Annotated in this window: 17 protein-coding genes; 16 read left to right on the top strand and 1 reads right to left on the bottom strand. The window is 66.3% G+C overall.

Annotated elements, in window-relative coordinates; genetic code table 11:
- Nucleotides 1–97: 97 nt before the first annotated feature.
- A complete protein-coding gene (fliE, locus tag KUW00_RS07290; RefSeq protein WP_045992432.1) occupies nt 98–433 on the bottom strand; it encodes a flagellar hook-basal body complex protein FliE in 336 nt (111 codons plus the stop codon).
- Between the two features lie 254 nt (nt 434–687).
- On the opposite strand from fliE, the gene fliF reads away from it, so the two are divergent.
- The 16 genes from fliF (at nt 688) to KUW00_RS07210 (ending at nt 16981) form a co-directional block, all read left to right on the top strand.
- Nucleotides 688–2412, top strand: coding sequence for a flagellar basal-body MS-ring/collar protein FliF (gene fliF / locus KUW00_RS07285; protein ID WP_222568683.1), 1725 nt, complete (start codon nt 688–690; stop codon nt 2410–2412).
- Nucleotides 2405–3409, top strand: a complete 1005-nt coding sequence (gene fliG, locus KUW00_RS07280) for a flagellar motor switch protein FliG (RefSeq protein WP_045992434.1) — start codon at nt 2405–2407, stop codon at nt 3407–3409. Before fliF ends, fliG begins: the two co-directional genes overlap by 8 nt.
- 48 nt (nt 3410–3457) lie before the next feature.
- On the top strand, nt 3458–4207 hold the full coding sequence (gene fliH / locus KUW00_RS07275) for a flagellar assembly protein FliH (protein WP_045992435.1): 750 nt from the start codon (nt 3458–3460) through the stop codon (nt 4205–4207).
- Nucleotides 4204–5601, top strand: a complete 1398-nt coding sequence (fliI, locus tag KUW00_RS07270; RefSeq protein WP_045992436.1) for a flagellar protein export ATPase FliI — start codon at nt 4204–4206, stop codon at nt 5599–5601. Before fliH ends, fliI begins: the two co-directional genes overlap by 4 nt.
- Nucleotides 5598–6050, top strand: coding sequence for a flagellar export protein FliJ (gene fliJ / locus KUW00_RS07265; RefSeq protein ID WP_108132071.1), 453 nt, complete (start codon nt 5598–5600; stop codon nt 6048–6050). The genes fliI and fliJ overlap by 4 nt, the downstream gene beginning before the upstream one ends.
- A 17-nt stretch (nt 6051–6067) precedes the next feature.
- Nucleotides 6068–7513 (top strand): flagellar hook-length control protein FliK, encoded by a 1446-nt coding sequence (locus KUW00_RS07260; protein WP_222568682.1) that lies wholly within the window; start codon nt 6068–6070, stop codon nt 7511–7513.
- A 237-nt stretch (nt 7514–7750) separates the two neighbouring features.
- A complete protein-coding gene (gene fliL, locus KUW00_RS07255; protein WP_222568681.1) occupies nt 7751–8239 on the top strand; it encodes a flagellar basal body-associated protein FliL in 489 nt (162 codons plus the stop codon).
- 9 nt (nt 8240–8248) lie between these two features.
- Entirely contained in the window at nt 8249–9295 is a 1047-nt protein-coding gene (gene fliM, locus KUW00_RS07250; protein WP_045992439.1) for a flagellar motor switch protein FliM, read from the top strand.
- A complete protein-coding gene (fliN, locus tag KUW00_RS07245) occupies nt 9288–9800 on the top strand; it encodes a flagellar motor switch protein FliN (protein ID WP_108132069.1) in 513 nt (170 codons plus the stop codon). Before fliM ends, fliN begins: the two co-directional genes overlap by 8 nt.
- Nucleotides 9797–10210: a flagellar biosynthetic protein FliO gene (gene fliO / locus KUW00_RS07240; RefSeq protein WP_045992441.1), complete on the top strand. Its 414-nt coding sequence runs from the start codon at nt 9797–9799 to the stop codon at nt 10208–10210. The genes fliN and fliO overlap by 4 nt, the downstream gene beginning before the upstream one ends.
- Nucleotides 10210–11004: a flagellar type III secretion system pore protein FliP gene (gene fliP / locus KUW00_RS07235; RefSeq protein ID WP_108132068.1), complete on the top strand. Its 795-nt coding sequence runs from the start codon at nt 10210–10212 to the stop codon at nt 11002–11004. Before fliO ends, fliP begins: the two co-directional genes overlap by 1 nt.
- 70 nt (nt 11005–11074) lie before the next feature.
- Nucleotides 11075–11344 (top strand): flagellar biosynthesis protein FliQ, encoded by a 270-nt coding sequence (gene fliQ, locus KUW00_RS07230; protein WP_045992443.1) that lies wholly within the window; start codon nt 11075–11077, stop codon nt 11342–11344.
- A gap of 55 nt (nt 11345–11399) precedes the next feature.
- Nucleotides 11400–12194 (top strand): flagellar biosynthetic protein FliR, encoded by a 795-nt coding sequence (fliR, locus tag KUW00_RS07225; RefSeq protein WP_108132067.1) that lies wholly within the window; start codon nt 11400–11402, stop codon nt 12192–12194.
- 214 nt (nt 12195–12408) lie between these two features.
- Entirely contained in the window at nt 12409–14541 is a 2133-nt protein-coding gene (locus KUW00_RS07220) for a capsular polysaccharide biosynthesis protein (RefSeq protein WP_222568680.1), read from the top strand.
- A gap of 56 nt (nt 14542–14597) precedes the next feature.
- Nucleotides 14598–15365, top strand: coding sequence for an SDR family NAD(P)-dependent oxidoreductase (locus tag KUW00_RS07215; RefSeq protein WP_222568679.1), 768 nt, complete (start codon nt 14598–14600; stop codon nt 15363–15365).
- A gap of 308 nt (nt 15366–15673) precedes the next feature.
- A complete protein-coding gene (locus tag KUW00_RS07210; protein ID WP_222568678.1) occupies nt 15674–16981 on the top strand; it encodes an autotransporter outer membrane beta-barrel domain-containing protein in 1308 nt (435 codons plus the stop codon).
- The last annotated feature ends 23 nt before the right edge of the window (nt 16982–17004 follow it).

The raw sequence follows: 17004 nt of genomic DNA, 5'->3' as shown, positions 1-17004 counted from the left end.
CTCGGGCGAGCGGGTGCCGAAGGAATATCAGCAAAACATTACATAAAGATGTCGGCAGACGATGGGGGATCGCCGAGGGGGTAGCCGAGCGCGGCACCTACACCTGCATGTTCATCACATCCCTGTAGGCCGATACCAGGCGATTGCGCACCTGCTGGCCCATCTGAAAGGCCACGCTGGCCTTCTGCATGTCGACCATGACGTCGTTGAGCTCGACCCCCGGCACCCCGGCCTGGAAGGCCTTGGCCTGCGAATCGGCGGTGGCCTTGAGCTCGTTGATGCGCTGGATCGACGACTTCAAGGCGTCGGCGAAGCCGGCGTCGGCCTGGGCCGCCTCGGTGTTGCCCCCCAGTGTCGGGGACGACACCTGGCTGGCCTCGCGGGCCATGGTGGTCATCTGGGCAAGGGCCGATTGCATCGCGGGAGTCGACATGACGGGTCCTGTGTCTCGTTGGCCTGTGACGGAGGCGCATCGCCTCCACGACAGCAAGCCTAACAAGAGCGAGCGCACCGTCATCGAAGCAAATGGCCGTCAAAACATGGGCTATTTCGATCATTGGCTGGCCACAGCCCCGGGATAATGGGCATCAACACAGAACCGGGCACCGCCCGCGGCCACCCGACCCACGGACCACCGGTCATGCCAATGAACAACCCCCATTTGCCGTCCCCCGACGGGAGTCGTCCATGAGCTCAGCGGCCTCCGCCTCAAGCTCCGGCCCGCTGTCCGGGCTAACGTCCCGTTTACGCGGCAAACCCCTGATTCTCTTGATGATCGGGGGCGCCGCCGCGATTGCTCTGATCATCGCCCTGGTGATGTGGGCCTCGCGCCCACAGTACCGAGTCCTGTTCAGCAATCTCAGCGAAGCCGACGGCGGCGCCATCATCACCGAACTCGATAGCCGCGGGGTGCCTTATCGCTTTTCCGCCGGCGGCCACGCCTTGATGGTGCCGGACGACCAGCTGCACACCCTGCGCCTGCAGCTTGCCGAACAGGGCCTGCCCCACGGCGGCAACGTCGGCCTCGAACTGATGCAGGATCAGGCCTTCGGTATCAGTCAGTTCGCCGAGCAGATCAACTACCAGCGTGGCCTGGAAGGCGAGCTGGCCAGATCCATCGCCTCGTTGGGACCGGTGGCCAACGCCCGTGTCCATCTGGCCCTGGCCAAGGACTCGGTGTTCGTACGCGAGCGTCAGCCGGCCAAGGCTTCGGTGGTGCTGACACTCGAGCCTGGCCGACGTGTCGGCGAGGGTCAGGTGGCCGCCATGGTCCACCTCGTCTCTTCCAGCGTGCCCGACCTGGCCGGTGAAGACGTCACCGTGATCGACCAGAACGGGCGCCTGCTGTCATCTGCCGACGCTGGCGGCCTGGGGCTGGACGGCTCGCAGCTGGACTACGTCGCCGAAATCGAGCGTTCCTACCAGCGGCGCATCGAGGACATCCTGGCGCCGCTGGTCGGCCATGCCAACGTGCGTGCCCAGGTCACCGCCCAGATCGACTTCTCCCAGCGTGAAGAGACCCAGGAGCGCTACACCCCGAACCAGCCGCCCGCACAGGCGGCGGTCCGCAGTCGCCAGACCAGCCTGGACATCAATGGCCAGGGTGACCTGGCCAGCGGCATTCCCGGCGCCCTGAGCAACACCGCGCCAGGTACCGCCGCGTCACCCATCGACAACGGTGATGCCGCGCAGCAGGACAACGACGAGGCCGCCGCCGATACCGCCGAACAGGAAGAGGCGTCACCGCAACGCCTGCGGCGCGATGACGTCACCAACTACGAGCTGGATCGACAGGTATCACATGTGCAGTACCAGAAGGGAGGCATCGAACGCCTGTCCGCCGCGGTGGTGGTGAACTACCAGGACGGCGTCGATGAGCAAGGCGAAGCCACTCTCACCCCCCTGTCAGCGGAACAACTCGCCGAGATCGAGGCACTGGTGCGTCAGGCCATGGGCTTCTCGGAAAGCCGCGGCGACGCCCTGTCGGTGGTCAACAGTGCTTTCGCCCAGGCACCCGAGGTCGCAGCCCCCACCTGGTGGCAGGACCCGATGGTCCATCAACTGGCCAAGGAACTCGGTCGCTATCTGCTGATCATCCTGGCCGTCGCTCTGCTCTACCTGCTCGTGCTGCGCCCGCTGATCCGTCGTTATACCGAGGCTCCGGTGGCCCCGGCCCCCATGCCCAGCGCCTTCTCGGCACGGGTCGGCGACGACGAGAGCGACGACGAAGAGGCGTCCGAGGGTGACAGCGAGACGACCGACGGTGAGGACGCCACCTACGGCCGCGACAACCGCCGCCGGCGCAAGGCCAGCGCCTACGAACAGAACCTCAACGACCTGCGCGAGCTGGCCCAGGAAGATCCCCGCATGGTCGCCATGATCGTACGCAGCTGGATGAACGCCAATGACTAACATCGAAGCCTCGAGCGGCATCCGCCGCAGCGCCGTACTGCTGCTGGCCCTGGACGAGGACAGCGCGGCGGAAGTGTTCAAGTTTCTCAACGCCAAGGAAATCCAGCAGCTATCGAGGGAGATGACCCAGCTCGGGCAGATCTCCCACGAAGAGATGCGTCGCGTGCTGCACGACTTCCACACCGAGACCGAGGAGTTCATCGGTCTCAACATGAACTCCAGCGAGCACATCCGCTCGGTGTTGACCAAGGCGCTCGGCACCGAACGGGCCTCCAGCCTGATCGAGGACGTCCTCGAAACCGCCGGCACCAGCAGCGGCATCGACGCCCTCAATTTGATGGAGCCGTCCATGGTGGCGGAGCTGATCCGTGACGAGCATCCGCAGATCATCGCCACCGTGCTTGTGCACCTCGAGCGCCACCAGGCAGCCGACGTGCTCGAGCTGTTCGACGACAAGCAGCGCAACGACGTGGTACTGCGCATCGCCACCTTCAGCGGCGTCCAGCCGGCGGCACTGCAGGAACTCACCGAAGTGCTCACCAGCATGCTCGACGGCCAGAACCTCAAGCGCAGCAAGATGGGCGGTGTACGTACCGCGGCGGAGATCCTCAACCTGATGAACACCACCCAGGAAGAGGCCGCCATCGACACCGTGCGCGCCCACAGCGAGGACCTGGCTCAGAAGATCATCGACGAGATGTTCCTGTTCGAGAACATCGGCGACCTGGACGACCGCAGCATCCAGCTGTTGCTCAAGGAGATCGAGACCAACAGCCTGGTCATTGCGCTCAAGGGAGCCCCGGAAACGCTCAAGGCCAAGTTCCTGGTCAACATGTCCCAGCGCGCCGCCGACCTGCTGCAGGAAGACATGGACGCCAGAGGGCCCATTCGTATCTCCCAGGTGGAGACCGAGCAGAAGGCCATCCTGCAGGTGGTGCGTCGCCTGGCCGACAACGGCGAAATCGTGCTCAGCGGAGGCGACGAAGCCTATGTCTAGGACACCTCGATTCAGTGAACCTGGCACGCCGGCGAGGAGGGTCTCGGCATGAGCCAATGGCGCCGCTGGAACATGGGCGAGCTGCCCGAGGAAGGCGACGACGGCACCACCGAGGCCGCAGCGACCCCGCGCCCGCCCACTCGCCAGGAACTCGACGACGAGCGCCGCCGGGCCCGCGAGACGGGCCACCGCGAGGGCCATGCCCAGGGCCACCAGAAGGGCTACGACGAGGGCTACCAGAAAGGACTGGCCCAGGGCCTCGAGCAGGGCCTGGCCGAGGGCCGCGCCCGCGCCGAGCAGGAGATCGCCGACGCCCTGAACAGACGCTGTGAAGAGGCCCTGGCACCGCTTGGCCGACTCGTCGACGAGTTCCGCACGGCACTGTCCGAGCTGGACGATGCGGTGGCCGAGGATCTGACCGATCTGGCCCTGGCCACCGGCCGGCAGCTGGCGGATGACGCCCTCAAGGCCCGGCCACGCCAGGTGGTGGAGCTGGTCCAACGGCTTTTGCACACCGATCCGCCACTGGTGGGACGCCAGCGCCTGTGGCTGCACCCGCTCGATCTGCGCCTGGTGGAGCGCCACCTGGGCGAGCAGCTCGAGGCCGCCGGCTGGACCCTGCGCGCCGACGAGCGTCTGCACCGTGGAGGCTGCCGGGTCAGCGGCGAACAGGGCGATATCGACGCCACCTGGGAGCGTCGCTGGCAGGCGGTGAATCGCCAGGTGCGCAGAAGGGCCCCGCGCCACACCCCCGAACCAGAGGATCATGGCGTCGCCCACGAGGACGATGCGCCATGAACGGCCCCCAGATCCACCAGCAGCGCTGGCAGCACGCCCTCAAGGCCGTCGCCCATCGCGTCGAGCCCCTGCCCATGACCAGGGCCACAGGCCGCGTGGTGCGCGCCACCGGCATGGTCATCGAAGCCGTCGGCCTGCAGGTGGCGCTGGGTGACAGCTGTCGCATCGAGCTCCCCGGCACGGCAGATCATACCGCTGCCGGCTCAGCGCACGACTACGCCGAGGCCGAGGTCGTCGGCTTCGCCGGCGATCGCCTGTTCCTGATGCCGCTTGGCGAGATCAGTGGACTGATGCCCGGCGCCCGGGTGCTGCCCCTGGGCGACGGTAGCGTCAATGCCTCGCGGCGTTTTCCGCTGGGCGAGAGCCTGCTGGGCAGGGTCGTTGACGGCACCGGGGCTCCGCTGGACGGTCTCGGTGAGCTGGATGACGCCCCCCGGGCGCCATTGGCCACACCGCCGCTCAACCCCCTGTCTCGTGCTCCCATCGAGGAACAGATCGACGTCGGCATCCGCGCCATCAACGCCCTGCTCAGCGTCGGCCGAGGCCAGCGCATGGGCCTGTTCGCCGGCTCCGGCGTCGGCAAGTCGGTGCTGCTCGGCATGATGGCGCGCTACACCCGAGCCGACGTCATCGTGGTCGGACTGATCGGCGAACGTGGCCGCGAGGTCCAGGACTTCATCGACAACATCCTCGGGCCCGAGGGCCGGCGCCGTGCCGTGGTAGTGGCGGCCCCCGCCGACACCTCGCCACTGCAACGACTCAAGGGCGCCGCCTATGCCACCCGCCTGGCCGAAGGCTTTCGCGACGACGGCAAGAACGTGCTGCTGATCATGGACTCCCTAACCCGCTACGCCATGGCCCAGCGCGAGATCGCCCTGGCCATCGGCGAACCTCCGGCGACCAAGGGCTATCCGCCCTCGGTGTTCGCCAAACTGCCGGGGCTGGTGGAGCGCGCCGGCAACGCCGAGCCCGGTGGGGGATCGATTACCGCCTTCTATACCGTGCTGACCGAAGGCGACGACCAGCAAGACCCCATCGCCGACTCCGCCCGCGCCATCCTCGATGGCCACGTGGTGCTGTCGCGCAGCCTGGCGGAATCCGGCCACTACCCCGCCATCGACATCGAAGCCTCGATCAGCCGAGCCATGAACGCCATCGTCGACGACGGCCAGCGCCGCCAGGCCCAGGGCTTCAAGGCCATGTTCTCGCGCTACCAGCGCAACCGTGACCTGATCAGCGTGGGCGCCTACCAGCCCGGCCACGACCCTCGCCTGGACGAAGCCGTGCGCCGCTATCCGGATCTGGAAGCCTTTCTGCAACAGCGAATCGACGAATGCGCCACCCTCGAGGCCTCGCGTCAGGCGCTCTCGTCCACCCTGGGAGGAACCCCATGAGAACCCCTCTGGACACCTTGACAGAGCTGGCCCGGGACGCCCGCGACCAGGCGATGCAGCACCTTGCCAGCGCCCGCCGAGACGAGCGTCAGGTCGCCGATCAGCTGTCGTCGCTGGAACACTACCGACAGGAATACGCCGAGCGTCTGCACCAGAACATGCGCAGTGGCATCGATCCGGCCACCCTGCACAATACTCAGCGCTTCCTGCTGTCGCTTGACGATGCCCTGGCCACCGCACGACGAGCGCTCCAGCAACAGCGCCAGAAGGTCAGCGACAGCCAGCGCGAGTGGCAACACGAACAGCAGCGCCTCAGCGCCTACGACACCCTGGCCGAACGCCGTGCCCAGGAAGGCCTGCGCCTGCAGGCCCGCCAGGAACAGCGCTCCAGCGACGACCTGATCAACAGCCGACTGCAGCGCGGCAGCGCCATGCCCGGCGGCTACTGACCTTAAAGGAACTCACCATGGACCTCACCCTGTTGGGCCTGGCAGGCCCCGTTTCTTCCCAGGCCAGTGGCAGCAAGGGCGCCGCCGCACCGGTCGGTGGCGACTTCGCCCAGCGCCTGGCCGCACTCGGCGGCCAGGCGGCCCCCCTCGACAATACCGGGCGTCCCGCCAATGGCCAGGCCAGCGACAAGGCGTTCAGTGATCAGGACCATAGCGAGCCCCAGGACTGGACACTGGCACTGCTGGCCGTTGCCTCATCGGCCCCGGGCCCCCACGGGCAGCCCGCTGCTGGCGCAGACCAGCTGGCGTCATCAGGACTCGGCGCACCAGGCTTGAACGGCGCACCGCGGGACGCTACAGGCGCAGCGCTTGCCGGGCAGCTGCCCGGCGGGGCGCATGCACTGCTGACACAAGGCGGCGCCGCAAGTCAGCAGGCACTGCCGCTGGACGTCGCAGCCCAGGCCACACCGGCGCTCTCGACGTCTCCGCTATCAGGGCCGTCGGCGCAGTCTCAGCTTTCGCCCCAGGTTCGGGCCCAGGTCCAGGTCCAGGTCCAGGTCCAGAATCAGGCCCCAGCACTGCAGAGCGCCGCCCTCGACGCCACCGCCGCCACGGAAAATGCGCCCGCCCAGTCACGCCTGGCACAGGACGCGCTCCCGGCGCTGCATCGACTCCCCAGGGCCGAGCATCCGGTGGATCGCGCTCCCTCGGCGGCGCAGCAGGCAGCCATGGCCGCCGGCAGCAATGCGCAGGGTAATTTACAAGGACAGGCACCCGTTGCCCCGGCGGGCCTCGCACCCGGCGCCCTGGCTCCAGACACGGCCGGCTGGATGGCCCAGGGCACAGGGTCAGGCGCTGCGGAACTGCGTCCCGGCGAGATCCTTGCTGGCGCTGCCCGGGGCGAGGCCGACGCTTCGCTGGATGCCGTGCTCTCGCCCACCGCCTCACAGGCACGGGGCGCGTCGCCCTTTGGCTCCTCCCTGGCCGCCGCCATGCCCCCGGGTACCAATGCCTCACTGTCATTCAACCAGGCCGCCTGGCCGCAGCAGCTCGGCCAGACCCTGGCAAGACTGTCCAGCCAGGGCGGTGCGGGCGAACAGCAGGTCGAGTTACGCCTGCACCCTGCCGAACTCGGCTCGCTGGGGGTGACCCTCAAGCTGGGCGAGCACGGTGCCCAGGCCCAGTTCTTCTCGGCCCACGCCCAGGTGCGCCAGGCCCTTGAGCAGGCCATTCCCCAGCTTCGCGAAGCCCTGGCCGAACAGGGCATCCAGCTCGGTGACGCCTCGGTGAGCGACCAGGGCGCACAGTTTGGCGGCCAGCAACCCTCGGACTCTCGCGGCCAGACATCGCTGGCAGCCTCCGGCCAGGGCAAGGGCGAGTCGATGGAGCCGGCCACCACGGCAAGCTCTGCCCCTGACCAGCGCCACGACTCAGACGATGGCCGCGTGGACATCTACGCCTGACGCATAGGGCTGGGTACGCGCCTGGCCTGCGCCTGACCCACGCCCTTCCAGGCACCCCCTGCCGCTACACAGCGTGAGCGGCGGGGCTCTCCCTCACAAATACCCAAGATAGGCACGAACTCGGTGCCTGTTCTCGCCATCGATCGCCGATGCCTGACGGCATACTAAAGATGTGGCACGCCCGCACGCTAGTACATTACCGCCCCTCGAGGGGCCACAGGCTCAGGACTTCAGGACATGGCGAAATCTCGACGGCTCATCTGGTGTCTGGTGCTCCTGGTCATCCTCGCATCCTTCGGTGCCGCGGCCGGGTTCTACCTGCTGTACCAGGAAAAGGCGCACGCAGAATCAGCAGACACCTTCGGCGAGCACATGGCCCAGGCCAGCACCGGCGCGGTCGAAGATACGGCGCCCATCTACCTGAAGCTGGAGCCCTTCACCGTCAACCTGGCCGAAGACAACGCCGGACCGCGCCTGTTGTACGCCGGCCTGACCCTCAAGCTCAGCGATGACGCTAGCCTCGAGACGCTGGAACAGCACCGCCCCCAGGTGCGTAACCAGCTGTTGTTGCTGCTGTCGGACCGCGAGGCCGAGACACTGGTCAGCGCATCGGGCAAGAAGGCCCTGGCCGAGGATATCGTCGCCACCCTGGAAGACGTGCTCGGCCCCGAGCGTCCGCGCATCCATATCGATGATGTGCTGTTCACCGAGTTCATCGTCCAATAGGTCGCCCCCATGTCTCAAGACGATCTCCTGTCCCAGGAAGAAATCGACGCACTGCTCAAGGGCGTCAGCGGCGACGACGATGCCGAGGGCGAAGACAACGCAGCTCGAGGGCGCTTGCGCCCCTTCGATCCGGCCAATCAGCAGCGCATCATCCGCGAGCGTCTGCAGGCCCTGGACATCATCAACGAGCGCTTCGCCCGTCACTTCCGCACCGGCATGTTCAACCTGCTGCGGCGCAGCGCCGACATCAGCGTCGACGCCGTGCGCTACCTCAGCTACAGCGAGTTCTCGCGCAACGTGCCGGTGCCCACCAACATCAACATCATCGCCATGAAACCGCTCAAGGGCTCGGCCCTGATCGTGTTTCCCCCGAGCCTGGTGTTCATGGTGGTGGACAACCTGTTCGGCGGTGACGGCCGCTTCGTCACCAAGTCCGAAGGGCGCGAGTTCACCAATACCGAACAGCGCATCATCCAGCGCGTGCTGAACATGGCCATCGATGGCTACAGCGAGGCCTGGAAGTCCGTCTACCCGCTGGACATCAGCTACCTGCGCTCGGAGATGCAGTCCAAGTTCGCCAACATCACCAACTCGCCCAACGAGATCGTGGTCAGCACCAGCTTTCATCTGGAGGTCGGCAACCTCTCGTCCAGCTTCCAGATCTGCATGCCCTACAGCATGATCGAACCGCTCAAGGACCTGCTGACCAACCCGTTGAGCGAGAACAGTCGCGACAAGGACGGCGCCTTCCACCGGCGCATGGCCGGCGAGCTGCGTCATCCAGAGGTAGAGCTGGTGGCCAACTTCGCCACCATCGACTCGCGCATCGCCGAGGTGATGGCGCTGAAGGTCGGTGACATCCTGCCGCTCGAACTGCCCGATACCGTCACCGCCCAGGTCGACGAGGTGCCGGTGATGGAATGCGAATACGGCAGCCAGCGCGACCAGCGCGCCCTCCGAGTCCTGCGGATGTTCGACCACGCCGCCGGTCACCAGCCCAGCAACGCCTTCGTCAAAGGCTCTCGGCCTCCTTCCAAGGAATCGCACCATGACTGACCCCAATAAACCCGACTCCCCTGTCGGCGACGACGACTGGGCCGCCGCCATGTCCGAACAACAGGACGATGCCACCAGCGATGGCGCTGGCGAGGACGACCCCTGGGCCGATGCCATGGCCGAACAGCAGGCCGCCGAGGAGAACCCGGGCGAGCAGGCCTCAAGCGATACCCCTGCCGCAGCGCGCGCCGCAGGAGACAGCGTGTTCCGCCCGCTCGGTGAAAGCACCTCCTCCAGCGCTGCCCGCGAGCTCGACATGATCATGGATATCCCGGTCAAGCTGACCGTGGAGCTTGGTCGCACCCGCCTGACCATCAAGCAGTTGCTGGAACTGGCCCAAGGCTCGGTGGTGGAACTGGAGGGGCTGGCCGGTGAGCCGATGGACATCCTGATCAACGGCTACCTGATCGCCCAGGGCGAAGTCGTGGTGGTCGAAGACCGCTACGGCATCCGTATCACCGAGATCATCACCCCCTCAGAGCGGGTGCAGAAGCTCAACCGATGAACGAGACCACCTCCAGCGCCGCCGTCGACGGACTGGCCCAGGGAGGCGACAGCCTGCTGGGGCTGGCCATGCTGGGCAAGACCGCCGCCGCCCTGGCACTGATCATCGCCATCCTGCTGGGGCTTTCCGCCTGGCTGAAGCGGCGGGGCGGCGGCTTTCACGGCCAGCAGTCCCGACTCAAGGTGGTCGGCTCCACCGCCGTCGGTCAGCGCGAGCGCGTGGTGGTGGTCCAGGTCCAGGATCGCTGGCTGGTGCTCGGCGTCGGCGGCGGTCAGGTCAATCGGCTGGACAGCCTGCCCGCTCCGACCGACGAGGCGACGCCCGCCCAGCCGGACGCGCCGCAGGGTGACAGCTTTGGCGAGCGCCTGGGCCAGGCTCTCAAGGCCAACCTTGGTCGGCGAGAGCGGTGATGCGACAGTTGATACTTCTTCAGCGCAACCTCTCCTCCCGTCCCTGGACGCCACTTGTGGCCAGCCTCGGACTGGCCCTGGTTGTCTGTCTGCTGGCTGCCGGCCCGGCCCAGGCCCAGCAGATCCCGGGCCTGATCAGTGAACCCATGGCCGACGGCGGGCAGAAATGGTCGCTGTCGCTGCAGACCCTGCTGCTGCTCAGCGCCATGGCCTTTCTGCCCACGGCGCTGCTGATGATGACCAGCTTTACCCGCATCATCATCGTGCTGAGCCTGCTGCGTACCGCCATGGGCACCGCCTCGACGCCGCCCAACCAGGTGCTGCTGGGCCTCGCGCTGTTTCTGACCGCCTTCATCATGTCTCCGGTGCTCAGCGACGTATACCAGGACGCCTGGCTGCCGCTGTCCACCGACGCCATCGATTTTGGCCAGTTCATCGAGCTCGCCCAGCAGCCCTTTCGCGAGTTCATGCTGGGCCAGACCCGAGAGCCGGACCTCGCCATGTTTGCCCGCCTGTCCGAGGTCGGCCCCCTGGCCGGTCCCGAGGACGTGCCGTTGCAGGTGCTGGTACCGGCCTTCGTCACCAGCGAACTGAAGACCGCCTTCCAGATCGGCTTCACCATCTTCATCCCCTTTTTGATCATCGACCTGGTGGTCGCCAGCGTGCTGATGTCACTGGGCATGATGATGGTCCCGCCGGTGACCATTTCGATGCCGTTCAAGCTGATGCTGTTCGTGCTGGTGGACGGCTGGCAGCTGATCATCGGCTCGATGGCGGAAAGCTTCTATTTATAGGCCCCCGACGACAGGGCCCCGGCACAGGCCTACGGGCCCAGACAAGGCGGCGCCAGCAAGGAGACTCGTCATGCATCCCGAAACCGTCATGAGTTTGGCCTACCAGGGCATGCGCGTGACCCTGCTGCTGGGTGCGCCGCTGCTGCTTACCGCGCTGTTCACCGGCCTGCTGGTCAGCCTGTTCCAGGCCGCTACCCAGATCAACGAGATGACGCTGTCGTTCATTCCCAAGATCCTGGCCGTGTTTGCCGTGCTGGTGCTGGCCGGTCCCTGGCTGCTGCAGCTGATCATCACCTTCACCCGGGAGCTGTTTACCAGTATCCCGGCGCTGGTGTCCTGAGCCGGGCCACCTGCGCTGAAGCCACCGGCCCTATCCCCGAGGCGCCCGCGTCCTGATGGTCGAGATCACCTTCACCCAGCTGCATGCCTGGCTCAGCCTGTTCCTGTGGCCGTTCATGCGCATCACCGCGCTGATGCTGAGCGCCCCCCTGTGGGGCCACAGCGCGGTGCCTACCCAGGCCAAGATCGGGCTAGCCGGTGCCATCAGTGTGGTCATCTCGCCGATGCTGCCACCGCTGCCCGATGTCCCGGTGGCCTCCTGGGCGGGCTTCGGCCTGGTGGTCGAACAGCTGATCATCGGCGTGGCCATGGGCCTGTGCGTGCGGGTCATTCTGGTGGTGGTACAGGCCACCGGTGAATTTATCGGACTGCAGATGGGCCTGGCCTTCGCCACCTTCTTCGATCCTTCCAGCGGTACCAACATGGTCGTGATCTCGCGCTTTCTGTACATGATCACGCTACTAATGTTCCTGGCGGTGAATGGCCACCTGATCGTGCTGGAACTGTTGATCACCAGCTTCGAGACCCTGCCCATCGGCATCCAGCGCTTCAACCCTGAAGCCTTCATTCTGCTGGCCCGCTACGGCGGCACCATCTTTGCCACCGGCCTGCTGCTGGCGCTGCCGCTGGTCGCCCCGCTGCTGACCATCAACCTGGCACTCGGCATCCTCAATCGCGCAGCACCCCAGCTGACCGTATTCAATATCGGCTTCCCCACTTCTCTCAGCGTCGGCCTGGCACTGCTGATGGTCCTGATGACCGACCTCGGTCGCTTTCTGCAGCGCCACTTCCACCAGGGTCTGGATTTCCTGCAGTCGCTGCTCGACACCCTGGCGCCCCTGGCGAGCTGACGCTACCAGAAGCGACTGGAAGCGACTGGAAGCGACTGGAAGCGACTGGAAGCGACTGGAAGCGACTGGAAGTCAGGCGCAATATCAGACTCGAGAACGACCTCGATCAAGCCGAGACTCAACGGGGCTGCAGGCAGCGGCACACCCGAGGCCAGGGCGGCTAGCGCCACGCTGATACGATGGACCCCCGATCATCGGCGAGATGCAGGCACGCATGGGCGCTTCACCACACACGGACGAGCAGGACAGGCAGCCCACCGCCCTGACGACGAACTATGCCTCGACAGACAACCAGGCCCTGACAGACAACCAGGCCCCCACAGACAACCAGGCCCTGACGGCGACCGATGCGCTGGCCCGGCTGCCGATACTCGCCCCCTGCCTGCCGGAATTTTCCCGCATACGGCCCTGGCGTCAGCGCCACCGTTGCCGCCCCGCCGCGGTGCTCGGCTGGGGCAACCGGGGGACCACCCGTCGCGCCAGGCGCCTGGCGACGGACAAGGGTCTGCCCTTCGTCGCCCTGGAAGACGGTTTCCTGCGCTCCTGGGGGCCCGCCGATGAAGGCTTCGCCAGCCTCTCCCTGGTGGTGGATCATAGCGGCATCCACTACGACGCCTCCCGGCCCTCCGATCTCGAGACCCTGATCAACCACGCCGACATCGACGCCACCGAAGAGGTACGGGCCAACGCCTTGATGGCGCGCCTGCGGCTCGCCCGACTATCCAAGTACAACCACGCCCCTGACATTCGACTGGAAGATTCGTCCCGCTCCCGGGTACTGGTGGTGGACCAGACCCGGGACGACGCTTCCATTGTCGGCGGCGGGGCCTCGGAGGCCACCTTTGTTCGTATGCTTGAACAGGCCCTGGAAAGCCATCCCGAGGCCGAAATCCTGATCAAGATCCATCCGGAGGTGATCGCCGGGCGACGCCAGGGCCACCTGCTGGGGGCCGCCGGCCGTCCCCGCTGCCGCCTGATCACCGACGACATCAATCCCTGGGCCCTGTTCGACGTGGTCGAGGCGGTCCATGTGGTCACCAGTCAACTCGGCTTCGAGGCGCTGCTGGCGGGCCTGCCGGTCACCTGTCACGGCCTGCCGTTCTATGCCGGCTGGGGCCTCACCCAGGACCGACAACGCTGTGCGCGGCGTCAGCGACCGGCATCCCTGGCCCGGGTATTCGCCGCCGCCTACCTGCGCTACACACGCTACGCCAACCCCTATACCGGCGAGCCAGCGACGCTGGACGACACCCTGGACCTGCTGGAGGATCAGCGCCGTCAGATACAGCGCGGTGCCGGGCACTGGCGATGCTACGGTCTGTCGCGATGGAAGCGCGGCTTCGTGACGGACTTCCTCGGCCCCCTGTCGCAGGTCGAACAGCTGCCACTGAGCTCGCTGAAATCGACCGATTCATCGTCTGAAACGGCATCCGACCCAGCACCCACGCCAGTGAATCATCTGGTGTGGGGCAGCCAATATCCCCGAAGAGACGATGTCCATCGCATGGAAGACGGTTTCCTGCGCTCGGTGGGCCTCGGCATCGATCTCACTCGGCCGCTGTCGCTGGTCATCGACGGGGCCGGCATCCACTACGACCCCACCCGTCCCAGCGAGCTCGAGGAACTGATCGAGAATGGCGAGTTCAACCCGCGGGACCACCTGCGCGCACGCAGGCTGATCTCGCGGCTGGTACAACGGGGTCTGTCCAAGTACAACGACGGCCACGACGCCTCGCCCAAGCCCGGTTTGCCGGCGCTGCCCAGCGATCGTCCCCGGCTGCTGGTGATCGGCCAGGTGGAAAGTGACGCTTCGGTACGTCACGGTGCCTGCGAGATCCGCACCAATCGCGCCCTGCTTGCAGAGGTGCGCCGCCGCCACCCCAACGCCTTCCTGCTCTATCGTCCCCATCCGGACGTGGTCGCCGGCGTACGCCAGGGCGAGCAGGTTCCCGCCGAGGCCTACGGTGTGCTGGCAGCAGAGGGCAACATCACTGCCCTGATCGATCAGGTCGACGAGGTTCACACCCTGACCTCCCTGGCGGGCTTCGAGGCGCTACTCCGCAATCGCCCGGTGATTACCTATGGCCTGCCTTTCTACGCCGGCTGGGGACTGACCCGGGATAAGGCAGCGACGCCCCCTCGGCGATGTCGGCGCGCCACCCTGGAAGTACTGGTCGCAGCGGCGCTGATCCACTACCCCGGGTACGTGGACCCCGCTACCCGCCAGCCGATCAACGTCGAGACCGCGATCACCTTGCTCGAACGCCAACGCCAGCAAGGGCCAAGGCTGAGGCTGTGGCAACGCCTCTACCGACACGTCCGGCGCTATCTGTACGGGCGCTATTGAGACGGAGCGCCAGTCCTTGCCCCTTGCCCCTTTTCCACCACAGGAGGACTCGACAGATGACGGCCCCCCAGCGCCTGATCCTGATTACCGGTGCCACCGGCGCCATCGGCGGCGCCTTGGCGCGCCACTACGCCAGGCCAGGGCATCATCTGGTGCTTCATGGGCGTCGCCAGGACACGCTGGCAGAGATAGGGCAGCGCTGTCGCGACCAAGGCGCCGAGGTCAGCCTGGCGAGCGGCCCCCTGGAAGACAACGACGCCCGACAGGCCTGGCTTGCGGGGCTGTCACGGACGCCGGATATCGTGATCATGTGCGCCGGCATCAACACCGGCGTGGTCGATCGCCGCGACGGCGAATCGCTTCAGGCAGGACGTCAGCTGATGGAAATCAATCTACGCGTGCCGATGGAAATGGCGCGCCAGCTTGCCCCTGCCATGCAGCGTCGAGGCCGTGGCCAGCTTGTCTTCATCAGCTCACTGGCCGCCTGGCATGGGCTGCCGGTCACCCCCAGCTACAGCGCCAGCAAGGCTGGCATCAAGGCCTACGCCGAGGCTCTGCGCGGAGGACTCGCCAGCGATGGCGTCGGCGTCACCCTGGTGATGCCAGGCTACGTGGATTCGGCCATGGCCCGGGCGATGCCCGGCCCCAAGCCATTCATGTGTTCCCCCGAAAGGGCGGCCCGGCGCATTGCCAGGGCCATCGATGCCAATCGTCCCAGGGTCAGCTTCCCACTGCCACTGTGCCTCGCCACCCAGGGACTGACCCTGTTGCCGCCGAGGCTGGCACAGGCCTTGATGCGATGGTTCGGCTACGGCGTGCCCTGATGTCGTCGGCGCAAGACACCAGGGAAGCAGTGGCCACATAAGCCCCTGCTGATGACGCCCGAATTTCATCAATCACGTCGGTTTTGACACCAAAACTTGCCGATAAAACGCCAACTTTCCCTCGCACAGGCATTATCTGCACAGGATTTCGCACCCCACGCCCCTTGATGCTTAACAATGGCCGTCACTCATGCCAACCCCTGAAGTCGACGTCATCGCCCCCTGATCTTCACGATCGCCCCGCCAGCGTCAGACGCTACGCCAGACATCCTGGCAAGAAGCCGGCTTCGCCCATCAAGGATGATCCCATGCACGAGCCACAGTTCTCCCCGCCCCGCAGGACTCCCCGCCATGCCGCCTCGATGCTGCGTGCCTGGCGATACCTTCCCCTCGCCCTGATCCTTGGCAGCGCCTCGTCGAGTGCCCTTGCACTTGACGTCGACCTCGCGCCACTCGACCAGAGCGCCACCACCTTCGTCGGCACCCTGGAAGATCGCCCCCTGACCCTGGAGTTGCTCGGCCAGCAGGCGGTGACAGGAGGAAGCCGCGTGTTCGTGCGCATCAATGACAGACCCGTCACCCTGAGGCTACCTGCGGGCATCACCCTGGCAGAGGTCGATGGTCAGACCCCGGTGGTGCTCACCGACGGCGAAGGCAAGGTGCTGCTCGCCGGGCGCCTCGATGCGCTCGGCCGTGACCGCACCCTCGCCCTGGCCGATGCACTGGGCCTGCTGGAACTCGACCAGACCCTGTACGGCGCCCAGAAACAGGCTATGGCCCAGAACTTTCGGCCGGTCACCCAGCGCATCGACGCCACCATGGCGCCACTCGGCGACGGTCCCTATCAGCGTCCGCCGGGGATAAGTGTCTGGAGCACCGCCGAGATCGGTGATCTCGACGGCGACACCCGAAGTTCGGACTACTCCGGCGATGGCAAGGTCGCCCTGCTGGGCATCGACTACCGCTACCGCAACCTGCTGGTCGGCGTGGCCGCCGGCAAGAGCGAGATGTACCTGGATGGAAAAAGTGGTGGCCACACCGACCTGGGCGGCGAGATGGTCGCGCCCTACGCCGCCATCGCCCTGCTGAACGACCGCCTGGTGCTGGACGCTACCTTGCTGTTTCAGGACCTGGACGGCAGCGCACGACGCGACTATCTGGTCGAGGGCATCGATCTCGACGGCGATCGCTGGGGAGCGCGCGGCGCCGCCACCTACCACCTTCCGAGCTATCAGCTGACGAGCCAGCACCGGATCGACTCAAGCCTGACCCTGGGCGGGACCTATCTGGATGACGATGTGGATGGCGACTACCTGCAGGGGGAAACCGACTACGGCGAAGAAACCGGCGAAGTCTTTGCCGGCGTTCGACTGGGTGCCGACGTCTTCACCGGCCGCCTGTTCGGTGGCCTGCTCTACCACTACGACGTGTCCAGCGACGTGGACGACGACGCCGACTTTCTCGAAGGGAGCGATGACGATCGTACCGTGCTGGAGCTCGGTGCCACCCAGCGACTAGGCCGCGGCGTGGACGTTACCCTCGCGGGCCAGACGACACTGGGCAGCAGCGCTACCGAATACGACGTGATCAGCGCCTCGCTGTCCTACGACTTCTAGGCCTTCCGGGACCGCCTGGCGCA

It is taken from the genome of Halomonas sp. DP5N14-9, assembly GCF_019802175.1.
Taxonomy (GTDB): Bacteria; Pseudomonadota; Gammaproteobacteria; order Pseudomonadales; family Halomonadaceae; genus Halomonas; species Halomonas litopenaei.
The sequence above is the reverse complement of the archived record's forward strand: the minus strand, read 5'-3'. Positions and strand labels throughout refer to the sequence as shown.

Excerpts from the sequence above, each read along its gene's own strand:
- fliE (WP_045992432.1), bottom strand. The coding sequence starts at position 433 with ATGTCGACTCCCGCGATGCAATCGGCCCTTGCCCAGATGACCACCATG.
- fliF (WP_222568683.1), top strand. The coding sequence starts at position 688 with ATGAGCTCAGCGGCCTCCGCCTCAAGCTCCGGCCCGCTGTCCGGGCTA.
- fliG (WP_045992434.1), top strand. The coding sequence starts at position 2,405 with ATGACTAACATCGAAGCCTCGAGCGGCATCCGCCGCAGCGCCGTACTG.
- fliH (WP_045992435.1), top strand. The coding sequence starts at position 3,458 with ATGAGCCAATGGCGCCGCTGGAACATGGGCGAGCTGCCCGAGGAAGGC.
- fliI (WP_045992436.1), top strand. The coding sequence starts at position 4,204 with ATGAACGGCCCCCAGATCCACCAGCAGCGCTGGCAGCACGCCCTCAAG.
- fliJ (WP_108132071.1), top strand. The coding sequence starts at position 5,598 with ATGAGAACCCCTCTGGACACCTTGACAGAGCTGGCCCGGGACGCCCGC.
- KUW00_RS07260 (WP_222568682.1), top strand. The coding sequence starts at position 6,068 with ATGGACCTCACCCTGTTGGGCCTGGCAGGCCCCGTTTCTTCCCAGGCC.
- fliL (WP_222568681.1), top strand. The coding sequence starts at position 7,751 with ATGGCGAAATCTCGACGGCTCATCTGGTGTCTGGTGCTCCTGGTCATC.
- fliM (WP_045992439.1), top strand. The coding sequence starts at position 8,249 with ATGTCTCAAGACGATCTCCTGTCCCAGGAAGAAATCGACGCACTGCTC.
- fliN (WP_108132069.1), top strand. The coding sequence starts at position 9,288 with ATGACTGACCCCAATAAACCCGACTCCCCTGTCGGCGACGACGACTGG.
- fliO (WP_045992441.1), top strand. The coding sequence starts at position 9,797 with ATGAACGAGACCACCTCCAGCGCCGCCGTCGACGGACTGGCCCAGGGA.
- fliP (WP_108132068.1), top strand. The coding sequence starts at position 10,210 with ATGCGACAGTTGATACTTCTTCAGCGCAACCTCTCCTCCCGTCCCTGG.
- fliQ (WP_045992443.1), top strand. The coding sequence starts at position 11,075 with ATGCATCCCGAAACCGTCATGAGTTTGGCCTACCAGGGCATGCGCGTG.
- fliR (WP_108132067.1), top strand. The coding sequence starts at position 11,400 with ATGGTCGAGATCACCTTCACCCAGCTGCATGCCTGGCTCAGCCTGTTC.
- KUW00_RS07220 (WP_222568680.1), top strand. The coding sequence starts at position 12,409 with ATGGGCGCTTCACCACACACGGACGAGCAGGACAGGCAGCCCACCGCC.
- KUW00_RS07215 (WP_222568679.1), top strand. The coding sequence starts at position 14,598 with ATGACGGCCCCCCAGCGCCTGATCCTGATTACCGGTGCCACCGGCGCC.
- KUW00_RS07210 (WP_222568678.1), top strand. The coding sequence starts at position 15,674 with ATGCACGAGCCACAGTTCTCCCCGCCCCGCAGGACTCCCCGCCATGCC.